A 13826-nucleotide genomic window follows, 5' to 3' on the forward strand; every position below is an offset into this window, starting at 1 on the left:
GCCTTTGGCCGTCCCCCGGGATTTCGGGCTATTTGTAATTAGCGGCCAAGCTCGGATGAAAAGCGCCAAGCGCCGGGTTGAAGCTTGTGCAGTTCCCAGTCTCCAACACGTGCACGGATGAGGCGGAGTGTCGGCAGATCCACATGCGCTGTCATGCGGCGGACCTGACGGTTGCGGCCTTCGGTGATGGTAATCTCGAGCCATGCGTCAGGCACGGATTTACGAAAGCGTACAGGCGGGTCGCGATCCCAAAGCGGGTCGGGCGGGTCGATCAGCCGCGCCTTTGCGGGCGCGGTTTTGCCGTCTTTGAGCATCACACCGCTGCGCAGAGCGCTAAGTGCCTGTTCATCCGGAGTGCCTTCGACCTGAACCCAATAGGTTTTGGTCAGCTTGTATTTCGGATGCGAAATGCGGGCCTGAAGCGGGCCGCTGTCGGTTAAGACCATAAGCCCTTCGCTATCACGATCGAGCCGGCCAGCAGGATAGAACCCTTTTTCGTCAATATAGGCCGACAAAGTCGGGCGCGGCGATCCTTCGGTGCCTTTATCAGTGAATTGAGACAGTACGCCAAAAGGTTTGTTGAACAGGATAACGCGGTTCATGGGGTCTCCGGTATCAGCTTGGTGATGCCAACGGGGGCAGCGCGGGCGAGATCTTGGTCAAGCGACATGGGGATGTATTCGCCGCGCCGCCATAGCTGTGCCAGATCGTCGTAGTGGTGTGACAGGAAGTGCCCCGACTGCCCCGTAGAGGTGACAAATACCGATGAATCCGGGTCGGCGAAGTCATAGACGCCGCGGAACCCTGCGCCGTGGACGTTGGCGAAAGGATCCGGCCCCGTGCCCCGTGTGCGGCCACGCAGCAGCGTGTTGTCGCCGCCTGAGGTCGACTGGCGGATGTTCATGAAATAGCGCAGCACGGGCACTTCGCCCAGGGTCTGGTGGTCGTGGGTCGCCTGATGCGCGTCGCCCCACCGCAGGGATTCAAGCTGGCTGCCCCATGTTTCATCGATCCAGACCAGCGCGTCGTCCAGCGCGAAACGCGCCATGTCGGGGCAGGTCTCTTTCGGCGCGGATTGCAAGATATCGCACCAGGCAGCGGCACCGTCCACATTGCGGAAAACCCGTTCAATGAACAGCGGATCGACGTGGTCATATTCCTGTGCCAATGCGCCCAGTTCATCCTGGATCAGGCGTTCTTGCAGAGCGCGTACCCACGCCGCATAGATCAGCGGTTCGGGCAGGTGTTCGCTCATCTCTCCTGACCAGCCTGCCAGCAGGGTAAGCGCCCGCTGGCGTTGACGTTCAGGCGTGCCTTCGGGCGCGGTTTCGCCCGTGAACCACAGTTCGGCACCGATCAGCGGGAGCAAAGAGCGGGCCGTAAAGCTGACGGTATCAAGCTGCGCTTCGATAAAGCTGTCACGGGTGTGGACCTGCCGGCGCTGCATCAGACTGCGCCAGCGCTGGATACGTTGGGTATCGCCCCAAAGGAAGGACACGTGGTTGGGAAAAGGCCGGTCAACGGTTTTGTTGTTCGTATTCCCGAGAATCCCGCCGCGCGGCGAGAGGAATTCGGGATTGGCGCTATAGGGCAAGCGGCCTTGCCAGCGGTTGGCACCGATCCACCCGGGAGTGGGCATCCGCCCTTGGCTTTGGTGGGCCGCGTCACGGGCAGGCAGCACGCCGATGGTTTTCATCGCGATCGTGTTTACATCCACCAGTGTCAGGTTTTGCGAGGGCGCGATATAGGCCTCGCCAGATGCGATCCCTTCCTCGACGGTCTTTGCCTCCATCAGCTGCATCGCGGCGGCGATCGACGTGTCGGCGGGGTCAAGCGCGGTCCAGTTCAGCGCCGCGACATGGCCGGGTGGCGTGATTGCCGCCAGGTTATAGTGGCTGCCGGGCAGCACCGGCCCGTTGTCCGTCCAGCGCAGAGTCAGCGTGATGGGGTCGGCGTCTTTGACGGTGATGATTGATGCGCGTTTGGCGAACCTTTTGAACCCGTCGGGGGTGCGGTATTCCTCTGAGTTATCGGGGTTCAGCTCTTCGATATAGACGTCCTGATCGTCGGCATAGGACGATGTGATGCCCCAGCCAAGCGCACTGCTGCGGCCGGTCAGCACTACTGGGATGCCGGGGATCGTACCGCCGATGACACCACCCGATCGCAGCTCAAGGCGCGCTAGGTACCAGATGGTCGGTGCGGTAAAGCCCAGATGCGGGTCATTGGCGATCAGCGTCCCCCCCGAGGCAGAGCGATCCCGCGCCGCGGCCCAAGCGTTTGAAGCGCCCGCAAGGTCAAAGGTTTTGAACGGCGACAGGGGTGATGGATCAAGCGGGATGTTTGCTGCAAATTGCGGCAGGCCCGGTGCCAGTTGCGCATATTCTGGCAAGGCTGCGATACCGCTGCCCGGCGCGTCGGGTAGGATGTCGGCCAGCCGATCTTGATCTGGCAGGGCAAGCGACGTGCGCGCACGTTTCACCTCGGCATCTAGATGGCCCGACAGTTGTAGCGCCATCAGCTTGACCAATGCGACAGAATCCGCCGCACGCCAAGGGGCAACAGGGGCATCGAACAGCAGCATTTCAGGGGCACCACGGCCCAAGGCTTCTTTGTTGATCTGGTCCAGACGGGCATTCACACCGGCGGCGTAAGCGTCCAACGCCGCACGGGTCGTGGGGTCGAGCGCCTGAAGCGACTGGACCGACAACGTATAAAGATCAAACCGGCGCATAAGGCGGTCAATGCGCACGGTGGCAGTGCCAAACACCTCTGACAGGCGCCCCTGAACCGTGCGGCGCATGGTAATCATCTGCCACAGACGGTCCTGCGCATGGGCGAAACCAAGCCCATAGAAGACATCGCGGTCATTCTCGCCAAAGATATGCGGCACATTGGCGTTGTCACGCACGATCTCTACCTCGGCGCTGAGGTTGGCCACCTTAACCGTATCGTCGTAATCGGGCAGCGACCGCGAGGCGAGCCAGTAGGCCCCGCCAACACCAATCACCGCGATCACCACCAATAGCGTTGCAATTCGCATCAGCCACCGAAAAACCACTGCCATGTCACGCTCCTGGGTAATATCCGGACGCAATTGACCAATGTGCGCGGGATGATAGGTTCCCCACAGGCAATAGCGCAACTGAATGATAAGGAAAAGACGATGACAAAACTCGCATTTTTGGGACTGGGTGTGATGGGGGGGCCGATGGCCGCACATCTGCAAAAAGAAGGGCATGACGTGACCGTCTATAACCGCACCACAGAAAAGGCCCGCACATGGGCGCAGACCCATAGCGGTACCATGGCCGAAACGCCCAAAGCCGCCGCAGAGGGTGCGGAAATCGTGTTTTCCTGCGTGGGAAATGATGATGATCTGCGGTCGGTTTGCCTGGGCGACGATGGCGCCTTTGCGGGAATGGACGAGGGCGCGATCTTTGTCGACCACACCACTGTATCAGCGGCCGTCACGCGCGAATTACATGCGGCTGCGGCTGAGGGCCAGATCAGCTTTATCGATGCGCCGATTTCGGGCGGTCAAGCGGGCGCCGAGAATGGCCAACTGTCGATTATGTGCGGCGGCGACTCCAGCGCGTTTGAAAGAGCATTGCCCATGATGGAGGTCTACGCCAAAATCTGCCGTCGCCTGGGCGACAGCGGCGCTGGCCAAATGACCAAGATGTGTAACCAGATCGCCATCGCCGGTCTGGTCCAAGGCCTGAGCGAGGCGCTCCATTTCGCTCAGAAGGCCGGATTGGACGGGCGCGATGTGGTCGAGGTGATCAGCCAAGGTGCCGCTGGCAGCTGGCAGATGGCCAACCGATACGAGACGATGCTGGATGATAAATTCGACCACGGGTTCGCCGTAGATTGGATGCGCAAGGATCTGGGGATTTGTCTGGACACTGGCAACGAGATTGACGCGAGCCTGCCTGTCACGGCGCTGGTCGACCAGTTCTATAAAGAAGTTCAGAAAATGGGTGGCGGACGTTGGGATACGTCGGCGCTGTTCAAACGACTGAACGCTTTGGGGTAGGGAAAAAGCTGCCCGACCCGCACAGATGCAGGTCGGGCGCATCCCTTAGGGAATGATGCGCGAGTATTTGGTGCCTTCGAGCGTCGCGCCAAGACGCAGACCGGCGCGGCCGAACACCGCCGCCACGACAGGGGCAAGCACGGTCGTCGTGTCTGCCTCCACGCTTTCGCCACGGTCCGAGATGACATATTCCAGATCTGCCCCCGCAGCCCAACCAGGGGAGCGGCGGAAATCGCTTAGGGCGGTTTCGGTCATAAAGAACAGCACGTGGGCATATTGCTGCGCCCCAATTTGCAGCCCGCCAGTTGCCTTGGTGACAGAGTAATAATCGACAGTCACATTGTTTACTTGCAGCGCGCCACGGCCATAGGCCCCGCCAAAGCCAAGCCCGGCTTCGGTCACCAGCGGCATCACAAGCATGCCGTTCGATTTATCGGCCAGTTGCCGCGTGTTGGGATAGGTGCGGTACATCGCGTCAAGCGTGGCTCTTACACGCGCATCGATCATCCCGCTGCCACGGCTGCCCACACCGTTGCCACATGCCGCAACGGCACCCGCGCTTGCAATCGCACCCAAGGCAAAAGCCCGGCGCGAGAAAGTGTTGTTTGTCATAGTATTCTGCCTGTAATTATCAATACCGGTTCATCCGGTTTCCTTGCGATCTTATGCGCAAAACCCGCGGGTGTCACGGATTTAGGGCCTAAATCGGCGATGATCTGCCACGTTTGCCGTGATTTACCCGCGTAAGAGCAGAATTAACCGTTCATCAGCCGCGCCACTGCAGGGGCGAAATAGGTCAACACCCCGTCGCAGCCCGCACGCTTAAAGCCCATCAGGCTTTCCATCATCACGCGTTCTTCGTCGATCCAGCCATTCTGCGCAGCGGCCTTGACCATGCTGTATTCCCCCGACACCTGATAGGCAAAAGTGGGGGCGCCAAAACTGGATTTCACGCGGTGGCAGATATCAAGGTAAGGCATGCCGGGTTTGACCATGACCATATCGGCCCCCTCGCGCAGGTCACGTTCAATCAGGCGCAACGCTTCGTTGCTGTTGGCGTAATCCATTTGATAGGTCTTTTTGTCGCCGGTCAGTGCGCCTGATGCACCAACGGCATCGCGGAACGGGCCGTAGAACGCCGAGGCGTATTTCGCGGCGTAGCTCATGATCATCACATCCGAATGGTTGGCCGCTTCAAGGCCTGCGCGGATCGCGGCGATACGCCCGTCCATCATATCCGACGGTCCGATGATATCCGCGCCCGCATCCGCCTGTGCCAGCGACATCTTGACCAGCGCTTCGACCGTACGATCATTCACGATGATACCGTCTTCGACAAAGCCATCGTGACCGTTGATATTATAGGTATCCAGCGCCACATCCGTCATGATGACCATATCCGGCACAGCCTTGCGGATCGCACGAATGGCGCGGTTGGCATTGTTTTGCGGATCCCACGCGCCGGCACACTCCTCTGTCCGGTCCTCGATTCCGGTGTAGGGAAAGATGCACATGGCCCCGATACCAAGATCCGCGGCCTCGCGAGCGGCCTCGACCAGCTTGTCGACGCTACGACGATAGACACCGGGCATAGAGGGCACCGGCTCTTCCATGCCGTCGCCGCTGCGCACGAAGACCGGCCAGATCAGATCCCCAAGAGACAAGGTGTTTTCACGCACCAAGGCGCGCACACCTTCGGATTGGCGGGTACGACGCAGGCGGGTGGCGGGAAAGGGGGCTTGTTGGGGTCTCATGTAAAATACCTCAGATGCTTTGACGCAAGGCTTGCCATGTATTTTTGCACGGCTCAAGGCTAGGAATTCCGCTTGACCGTCGTTATGACTGGCAGTGGATTGTAGGGCAGCACGTCTGAACGCAATGATTTCACTCAAAAGACGAGCGCACCTTGACCCTCTATCAGACAATCTTCGAAGTCATCGACATGCGATCTTTCTCCAACCTGTGGTACTGGATTGCCGTAGCTGTGGTCTGGTCGTCGGCCAGTCATTGGGTGTTGGGCGTGCCCTTTGATCTGGTGTTGCGGGCACGGCGCAATGGCGAACAGGCGCTTGCTGACCTCGAGGATTTGGCCCGCATCAATGTGAACCGTATTCTTTATATCACACAAGTGTCAGGCATCTGGATTATAGGCCTTAACTGCTTTTTCATGACGATGCTGTTTACACTGGCGATATTCTACAGCTTTGAATTCGCCCAAGCGGTGCTGCTACTGGCGTTTCCACTGTCGTTGGTTGGCCTTCTGAGCGTGTCGACCGCGCAGCAAATCCGCGAAGATTCCGCCACCGGCGAACGGCTGATCAAACGCCTGAACCGTCACCGTCTTTACACCCAGATCATCGGAATGTTCTCTATTTTCGTCACATCGATGTGGGGGATGTATCAAAACCTTTATACGGGTCCGTTTGGCGGTTGAAAAACACGCGATCGGATACAGGTAACTGCTGATGTCACAGAAATCCCAAATCACGCTGTCCGGCGTCCCCGAAGGCTTTGATGCACAGGCAGTGCTGAACGAACTGGGCAAAAGTGGCACGCCTGTGTTGCATATTGCACGCGATGACAAGCGCATGGCAGCGATGCAGGCCGCGTTGCGCTTTTTCGCGCCGGATGTGCCGGTTGTTGTGTTTCCGAGCTGGGATTGTTTGCCCTATGACCGTGTGTCGCCCAATGCCGATATTTCGGCGCAGCGCATGGCGACGTTGGCAGGGCTGGTGCACGGGATGCCGGACCAATTCATTCTGCTCACCTCTCTGAACGCCGCGACGCAACGGGTGCCGGCACGCGATGTGCTGCGAAATGCCGCGTTTTCCGCCCGTGTGGGTGACCGTATCGACGAATCCGCATTGCGGGGGTTTTTGGTGCGTATGGGATTTGTGCAAAGCCCGACGGTGACCGAACCGGGGGATTACGCGATCCGCGGTGGCATCATCGACATTTTTCCACCCGGTGACCTTGGCCCTGTGCGGCTTGATCTGTTCGGCGACACGCTGGACGGCGCGCGGCGCTTTGATCCCGCGACGCAGCGCACCACCGAAAAGCTGGAACTGATCGAACTGGCCCCCGTCAGTGAAGTCATTCTGGACGAAAGCGCGATCACCCGTTTTCGCCAGAACTACCGGATCGAATTTGGGGCCGCGGGCACCGATGATCCGCTGTACGAGGCGATCAGTGCAGGCCGCAAGCATCAGGGTGCGGAACACTGGATGTCGTTCTTTCACGAGACGCTTGAGACGCTGTTTGATTACGTGCCGCAAGCCACGATCACGCTGGACGACCAGCTCACTGCGCAGCGCCTGTCACGGTGGGACAGCATCGCCGACCAGTATGAAACCCGCAGGCTGGCCATGGCGAACCGGTCAAAGATGGACAGCGTGTATAAACCCGCGCCGCCCGAAGGGCTGTACCTGACCGATACCGCATGGGAAACCGCGTTGATCGGCAAGCGCGTGATTGATTTTAAGGCGCTGCCACAGCCGACGGGACCAAATGTGCTGGATGCGGGCGGGCGTTTGGGGCGTAACTTTGCACCTGAACGACAACAGGAAACTGTTAGCCTTTTCGGGGCTTTAGCAACGCATCTTAAAAAGAAACTTCAAGACGGCCCCGTGGTCATCGCCAGCTATTCCGATGGTGCCCGGGAACGGTTGACCGGCCTGATCGAAGACGAAGGCATGGGTGAAACCATCGCCATCAAGAACGGTACGCGGATTGGAAAACGCGGACTGCATCTGGCGGTTTGGGCGTTGGAACACGGGTTCGAGGCCCCCTGGGAAAGCGGCAGCAGCACGTCAAAGCTGACTGTTATCTCTGAGCAGGATATTCTTGGCGACCGTTTGATCCGCTCTGCCAAGCGCAAACGCCGTGCCGATAACTTCCTGACTGAAACCCAATCGCTGAGCCCCGGTGATCTGGTCGTGCATGTGGATCACGGCGTTGGCCGGTATCTGGGGATGGAGGTCGTCACCGCTGCCGGTGCCGCCCACGAATGCCTGCTGCTGGAATACGCCGAAAACTCTAAACTGTATTTGCCCGTTGAAAATATTGAACTGCTGTCGCGGTATGGGCACGACGAAGGATTGCTCGACAAACTTGGCGGCGGCGCGTGGCAATCCAAAAAGGCCAAGCTCAAGGAACGCATCCGCGAGATGGCGGACAAACTGATCCGCATCGCCGCCGAACGTGCGCTGCGCAAAGCCCCCGTGATGGATCCGCCGCCAGGCATGTGGGATGCGTTTTCTGCACGCTTTCCCTATGCCGAAACCGATGATCAGCTTAGCGCGATCTCGGACGTGCTGGACGATCTGACCAGCGGCAATCCGATGGACCGGTTGATCTGCGGCGACGTGGGCTTTGGCAAAACCGAAGTGGCAATGCGCGCGGCCTTTGTTGCGGCAATGTCGGGGCTACAGGTGGCCATTGTTGCGCCCACAACCCTGTTGGCACGCCAGCACTATAAATCCTTCGCCGAACGCTTTCGTGGTTTCCCGCTTGAAGTGCGCCAGCTGTCCCGCTTTGTCAGCGCAAAAGAGGCGAACGCCACGCGCGATGGCATCACCCGTGGCACGGTCGATGTGGTCATTGGCACTCATGCGTTGCTGGCGAAAAGCGTCAAGTTCAAGAATCTCGGCCTGCTGATCATCGACGAAGAGCAACACTTTGGCGTTAGTCACAAAGAGCGCCTGAAGGCGATGCGCACGGATATTCACGTGCTGACCCTGACCGCGACGCCGATCCCGCGGACCCTGCAGCTTAGCCTTACGGGCGTGCGCGACCTGTCGATCATCGGCACGCCGCCCGTCGACCGTTTGGCGATCCGCACCTATGTCAGTGAATTTGACGCCGTAACCTTACGCGAAGCGCTGCTGCGCGAGCATTATCGCGGCGGGCAATCCTTCTACGTGGTGCCGCGCATTACCGATCTTCCAGAGATCGAGGCGTTCTTGAAAGAGCAACTGCCCGAGCTCACCTACCTTGTCGCCCACGGCCAGATGGCCGCCGGAGAGTTGGACGACCGGATGAACGCGTTCTACGACGGTAAATATGACATCTTGCTAGCGACCACGATCGTGGAATCCGGTCTTGATATTCCGACGGCCAACACAATGATCGTGCACCGTGCCGATATGTTCGGACTGGCGCAGCTGTATCAGATCAGGGGCAGGGTGGGCCGATCCAAAACCCGCGCCTATGCCTATCTTACAACCAAACCCCGCGCCAAGCTGACCACCACTGCCGAAAAACGCCTGCGGGTGTTGGGCAGCCTCGACACGTTGGGAGCGGGCTTTACGTTGGCGTCACAGGATCTGGATATTCGTGGGGCCGGCAACCTGCTGGGCGAAGAGCAATCCGGCCAGATGCGCGATGTGGGCTTTGAGCTGTACCAATCCATGCTGGAAGACGCGATTGCCAAGATCAAGTCGGGCGAGATGGAAGGCGTGATTGACGATGATGGCCAATGGGCACCGCAAATCAATCTGGGCGTACCGGTGCTGATCCCCGAGGACTATGTGCCCGATCTGGATGTGCGTCTTGGCCTCTATCGTCGCTTGTCTGGGCTGACCACCAAAGTCGAGCTTGAAGGCTTTGCTGCAGAGCTGATCGACCGCTTTGGCAAGCTCCCACGCGAGGTGAACACGCTGATGCTGGTGATCCGGATCAAGGCGATGTGCAAACGTGCGGGAATTGCCAAGCTCGACGGGGGCCCCAAGGGTGTCACGATCCAGTTCCATAACGATAAATTCGCCTCGCCCGAAGGGTTGGTTAGCTTCATTCATGACCAACGTGGGCTGGCGAAAGTCAAAGAGAACAAGATCGTTGTCAAACGGGACTGGAAGACCGATGCCGACAAGATCAAAGGGGCTTTTGCCATCGCCCGTGATCTCGCCGAGCACGTGATCGCCAAGGAAAGGCAGACCAAAAAAACAAAAGCCTGACCCGTTGCGGGGTCAGGCTTTCATGATTGCTGCGTAAGACCGGATCGCGTCAGGTATAAAGCGACGGTACACCCATCTGTTCATGGATCTCATTAACTTCATCAGTTTGCATGCCATAGGCGCTGGCCAGCTTGTGCAAATACTGCGCCTCGTCCTGCGTATCAAGATCGATCGCCAGCAGAGACATGGCGTAGATCTGCGGCCCCAAACCATCTGGCGTTTGGGCAACCAACGCATCCACGTCCACTGGTGCCGCCATCTGAGCCTGAACAAATGCGGCCTCGTCGGCGTCAGCTTCGTCCAGATGGTTCAGCAGCTTTTCGCGTTCATTGTCATCAAAGACACCGTCTGATTTCGCCGCTTGGATCATCGCGGCGATCATAAGGGCTGCGGTCGCCTCTTGATCGCGCGACGGGGTGATTGCAGGCGTGGGGTTGCTGTCGAATTGAGAGTTCAAAACGGCACCGAAGTCAGCCTCGGGGCGTTCAGGGGCTGATTGGGTTTTTGCCCCTAATCCACCCAAGAGCCCGCCGGCACCGGCCAAACCGCCCAACAGGCCTCCCAGCCCGCCTGAGGAGCTTGTGCCACGGCTGCCGCCTAACTGGTTTAACAATCCGCCTAGACCGCCGCCGCTGGCCCCCGAAGAACCGCCCATCAACCCGCCAAGCAGACCGCCCAAGCCGCCGCTACTGCTGGCGCGACCGGAGGTGGATTTGTTCTTGTTCATCATGGCGTTGGCCCCTTTGGCCACAGCCACGCCGATTGCCACTTTGGCCAATGTTTTCATCAAGCTCATTGTCGGTAATCCTTCTGGGTCTGATCGACTGCAAGTCTGTTGCAGTTTGCCGAGCAAAACAACTGAAAGATCGCGGGGGTTCCCGCCTGAAAGTTGGTGAAGTGTGGGGAACGGGCGACCTGCGCCGCGTCCCCGCTGTTTTAGGTGCCGCAGAAGGTCGCGGGGACGATTTCCTGCGTTGTGGGGGCGCGGTGCAGTTCGGGGTCAGTTTCCTCGAACGGGCGGGCAAGGGCGGCCATCAGGCGGTGGAACGGGTCCATATCGCCGGCGACGGCTGCGTTGATCATAGCCTCTATCCGGTGGTTGCGCGGGATTACGGCAGGGTTGGCGGCCTTCATGACTGCTATGGCGTCGGGCTCGGATGCGATACGTTCTTGCCATGCGTCATGCCAATTGGCAAAGGACGCGCGGTCGGTGAACTGATCAGCTGCAGTATCGCCTGAAAGGCCATGGAAAGCATTGGTGAAATCAGCACCATCTGTCTGCATCAGCGACAGCAGCGCGTCAATCAGAGCGGGATCCTCCGCTTTGGGGGTTGTGATCCCGATCTTGGCGGCAAAGCGTTTCAGCCAGGCCTCTTCGATCAGCGCGGGCATGGCGTGCACAATCTCTGTCGCTTCGGCGACACCGGATTCAGGATCGTCAAGCTGCTGCAACAGCGACGTCGCCAGCTGCGCCATGTTCCACACTGCGATCTGCGGCTGGTTGGTATAGGCATAGCGCCCTTGGCGGTCGATAGAGCTGAACACGCGATTGGGGTGGAATGCGTCCATAAAGGCACAGGGGCCGTAATCGATTGTTTCGCCCGAGATGGCGCAATTGTCCGTGTTCATGACCCCGTGGATAAAGCCCACGGACATCCACGCTGCGATCAGATCGGCTTGGGCGGCACAAACGGCACGCAACAATCCCAAAGGACCATCGGCTTGCGGATAGTGACGCTGTATGGCGTAATCGGTCAAACGGCGCAGGTTTTCGATCTCGCCCCGATGGGCAAACACCTGAAACGTACCCACGCGCAGATGGCTTGCGGCGACGCGGGTCAGCACCGCACCGGGCAGGGCGGTTTCGCGGAACACGTCTTCTCCGCTTTGCACCGCTGCCAAGGCACGGGTCGTTGGGATGCCAAGAGCGTGCATCGCCTCTGACACCACGTATTCGCGCAGCACCGGCCCTAGCCAAGCACGCCCGTCGCCACCACGCGAATACGGCGTGCGGCCCGATCCCTTGAGCTGGATGTCGCGACGCATCCCGCTTTGGTCCAACACTTCGCCCAGCAGGATCGCGCGGCCATCGCCGAGCTGCGGATTGTAGTTGCCAAACTGATGCCCCGCATATCGCTGCGCCAACGGATCGGCACCCTCGGGCACCTCGTTGCCCCCAAAGATAAAGGCCAGATCGTCAGACGATCCGTGGGTGATCCCCAGCGTTTTGGCCAAAGGCGCATTAAACGCCAGCAGTTTGGGGTCGGCCACAGGGGTCGGCGTGGTGCGTGTGAAAAAGCCATCGGGCAACGCCGCATAGCTGTTATCGAAGGGGGCTGTTAATTTCATAAGGCAGATATAGGGTCCACGCGCCCTTTGTGCCAGCCCGCGTCAGAATTTGCGCGACATGAACATATAGTTTTCACGAGGGCGAAAGCCCGCACGGTGGTACAGCTTATGCGCGATCTCGTTGCCGCGCTCTACCTCAAGGTGGATCGCACGCAGACCACCGCCCGCCAATGCGTTCGGTACGGCCAGCAACGCTTCGGTTGCGATACCGCGACCGCGCACACCGGGCCGCACATAGATTTCGTCGATGATTGCGTCCAGACCGCCAAACTCCACCGACCATCCGAAGGTGATGATGATATAGCCGATGGGTGCACGAGCCGGGCCAATTAGATAAGCAACACCGTAAGGCGTCCCTTCCAGCAGCGGGGCCAGACCGTTGTGGCGGTCGTCATCCGTCTGTTCGATCCCTGTCTCGGCATGAAAGCTGGCCACAAGGGCGACCAACCGGTCCAGATGTTCGGGCTTGGCAAGGGTGAATGACGCGCTCATAGACGGGCCAGCCGTTCCGTCAGCAGCGCAAAGAAACCGTCGGCGTCCAGATCATTCATAAAGGTCGCATTGGGGGCGCGGTCTGTCACCCCCCACCAATCGGCCACGGTCATGCCCATGGTCAGCTCTGACTGTGTCTCGATCTCTACGTTGATGTGGCGGCCGCTGAACAAATCGGGATTGATCAGATAAGCGGTCACACATGGGTCATGCAGCGGAGCCCCGTCAGAGCCGTATTTCTCTTTGTCGAAACGTTCGAAAAAGTCGGTCATCTCGGCAACGGCGACGCCCGCAGGCGTGCCAATCGCGCGGAAGGCATCATTGCGGGCCTTGGTCACCAGCGCCTTATGGGTCACATCGAGCGGCATCACGACGATAGGTGCGCCTGATTTGAACACAATGTCAGCGGCTTGCGGGTCGACGTAAATGTTGAATTCGGCAGTAGGTGTGATGTTCCCGCCTTCGAAATAGCCGCCGCCCATCAGCACGATCTTGGCAATGCGGTCGGCGATATCGGGGGCTTTCAGCAGCGCGGTCGCGATATTGGTCAGCGGCCCTAGGGGGCACAGCGTGACCGTACCTGGTGCGTTCTCGCGCAGGGTATCGATGATGAAATCAACCGCGTGCCCCTCGGCCAACGACATCGTAGGCTCCGGCAGGTCGGGGCCATCCAATCCGGTTTTGCCGTGCACATGCTCAGCTGTGACCAGATCGCGACCCAAGGGACGGTCGCAGCCGGCAAATATCTTTACGTCGCGCTTGCCGGCCAGTTCACAAACAATCCGCGCATTTCGGGAGGTGAGGTCCAGCGGCACGTTCCCCGCGACACAGGTGATGCCCAGAATGTCGATCTCTTCCGGGCTTGCCAGAGCGACAAGGATCGCGACGGCATCATCCTGACCGGGGTCCGTATCGATAATTATCTTGCGCGGTGTCATGGTTTCTCCTGTCAAAGGTGGTGGCAGAGCCTTGCCGCAACTCCTGCCGCTTGT

Annotated in this window: 11 protein-coding genes; 3 read left to right on the forward strand and 8 right to left on the reverse strand. The window is 59.3% G+C overall.

Going from position 1 to position 13826, the window contains the following annotated elements:
• Positions 1–38: 38 nt before the first annotated feature.
• Both ACVBAU_RS10535 and ACVBAU_RS10540 read right to left on the reverse strand, forming a co-directional pair.
• Complete coding sequence (locus tag ACVBAU_RS10535) at positions 39–602, reverse strand: pseudouridine synthase (protein ID WP_448326210.1); 564 nt, start codon at positions 600–602, stop codon at positions 39–41.
• The gene (locus ACVBAU_RS10540) at positions 599–3067 is read right to left on the reverse strand and encodes a penicillin acylase family protein (RefSeq protein WP_448326212.1); all 2469 of its coding nucleotides are present in this window, start codon (positions 3065–3067) and stop codon (positions 599–601) included. The genes ACVBAU_RS10535 and ACVBAU_RS10540 overlap by 4 nt, the downstream gene beginning before the upstream one ends.
• A gap of 99 nt (positions 3068–3166) precedes the next feature.
• Between ACVBAU_RS10540 and ACVBAU_RS10545 the strand changes: the two genes are divergently transcribed.
• On the forward strand, positions 3167–4039 hold the full coding sequence (locus ACVBAU_RS10545; protein ID WP_448326214.1) for an NAD(P)-dependent oxidoreductase: 873 nt from the start codon (positions 3167–3169) through the stop codon (positions 4037–4039).
• Positions 4040–4084: 45 nt separating this feature from the next.
• Here the strand turns inward: ACVBAU_RS10545 and ACVBAU_RS10550 are convergent, their stop codons facing one another.
• Both ACVBAU_RS10550 and hemB read right to left on the reverse strand, forming a co-directional pair.
• A complete protein-coding gene (locus ACVBAU_RS10550; RefSeq protein ID WP_138923319.1) occupies positions 4085–4651 on the reverse strand; it encodes a lipid-binding SYLF domain-containing protein in 567 nt (188 codons plus the stop codon).
• A gap of 143 nt (positions 4652–4794) precedes the next feature.
• Positions 4795–5793, reverse strand: coding sequence for a porphobilinogen synthase (hemB, locus tag ACVBAU_RS10555; RefSeq protein ID WP_138923318.1), 999 nt, complete (start codon positions 5791–5793; stop codon positions 4795–4797).
• Between the two features lie 152 nt (positions 5794–5945).
• Here hemB and ACVBAU_RS10560 point away from each other — a divergent pair, with 152 nt between their 5' ends.
• Positions 5946–6473 carry a component of SufBCD complex gene (locus ACVBAU_RS10560; protein ID WP_448326216.1) on the forward strand — a complete coding sequence of 176 codons (528 nt, stop codon included), beginning with the start codon at positions 5946–5948 and terminating at the stop codon, positions 6471–6473.
• A 31-nt stretch (positions 6474–6504) separates the two neighbouring features.
• The gene (gene mfd, locus ACVBAU_RS10565; protein ID WP_448326218.1) at positions 6505–9993 is read left to right on the forward strand and encodes a transcription-repair coupling factor; all 3489 of its coding nucleotides are present in this window, start codon (positions 6505–6507) and stop codon (positions 9991–9993) included.
• Positions 9994–10042: 49 nt separating this feature from the next.
• Here mfd and ACVBAU_RS10570 read toward each other — a convergent pair whose 3' ends face one another.
• The 4 genes from ACVBAU_RS10570 to ACVBAU_RS10585 all read right to left on the reverse strand — a co-directional run bounded on the left by ACVBAU_RS10570 (position 10043) and on the right by ACVBAU_RS10585 (position 13772).
• Positions 10043–10789: a DUF533 domain-containing protein gene (locus tag ACVBAU_RS10570; protein WP_448326220.1), complete on the reverse strand. Its 747-nt coding sequence runs from the start codon at positions 10787–10789 to the stop codon at positions 10043–10045.
• Positions 10790–10929: 140 nt separating this feature from the next.
• On the reverse strand, positions 10930–12342 hold the full coding sequence (locus tag ACVBAU_RS10575) for a protein adenylyltransferase SelO (protein WP_448326222.1): 1413 nt from the start codon (positions 12340–12342) through the stop codon (positions 10930–10932).
• A gap of 42 nt (positions 12343–12384) precedes the next feature.
• Complete coding sequence (locus tag ACVBAU_RS10580; protein WP_335744030.1) at positions 12385–12834, reverse strand: GNAT family N-acetyltransferase; 450 nt, start codon at positions 12832–12834, stop codon at positions 12385–12387.
• Complete coding sequence (locus ACVBAU_RS10585; protein ID WP_448326224.1) at positions 12831–13772, reverse strand: nucleoside hydrolase; 942 nt, start codon at positions 13770–13772, stop codon at positions 12831–12833. The genes ACVBAU_RS10580 and ACVBAU_RS10585 overlap by 4 nt, the downstream gene beginning before the upstream one ends.
• Between the last annotated feature and the right edge of the window lie 54 nt (positions 13773–13826).

The sequence above is a fragment of the Sulfitobacter sp. M13 genome (genome assembly GCF_053474885.1).

What these genes read in the sequence shown, in the direction of transcription:
- hemB (WP_138923318.1), bottom strand. Translation starts at nt 5,793, where the DNA reads ATGAGACCCCAACAAGCCCCCTTTCCCGCCACCCGCCTGCGTCGTACC.
- ACVBAU_RS10545 (WP_448326214.1), top strand. Translation starts at nt 3,167, where the DNA reads ATGACAAAACTCGCATTTTTGGGACTGGGTGTGATGGGGGGGCCGATG.
- ACVBAU_RS10580 (WP_335744030.1), bottom strand. Translation starts at nt 12,834, where the DNA reads ATGAGCGCGTCATTCACCCTTGCCAAGCCCGAACATCTGGACCGGTTG.
- ACVBAU_RS10550 (WP_138923319.1), bottom strand. Translation starts at nt 4,651, where the DNA reads ATGACAAACAACACTTTCTCGCGCCGGGCTTTTGCCTTGGGTGCGATT.
- ACVBAU_RS10540 (WP_448326212.1), bottom strand. Translation starts at nt 3,067, where the DNA reads ATGGCAGTGGTTTTTCGGTGGCTGATGCGAATTGCAACGCTATTGGTG.
- ACVBAU_RS10585 (WP_448326224.1), bottom strand. Translation starts at nt 13,772, where the DNA reads ATGACACCGCGCAAGATAATTATCGATACGGACCCCGGTCAGGATGAT.
- mfd (WP_448326218.1), top strand. Translation starts at nt 6,505, where the DNA reads ATGTCACAGAAATCCCAAATCACGCTGTCCGGCGTCCCCGAAGGCTTT.
- ACVBAU_RS10575 (WP_448326222.1), bottom strand. Translation starts at nt 12,342, where the DNA reads ATGAAATTAACAGCCCCCTTCGATAACAGCTATGCGGCGTTGCCCGAT.
- ACVBAU_RS10535 (WP_448326210.1), bottom strand. Translation starts at nt 602, where the DNA reads ATGAACCGCGTTATCCTGTTCAACAAACCTTTTGGCGTACTGTCTCAA.
- ACVBAU_RS10570 (WP_448326220.1), bottom strand. Translation starts at nt 10,789, where the DNA reads ATGAGCTTGATGAAAACATTGGCCAAAGTGGCAATCGGCGTGGCTGTG.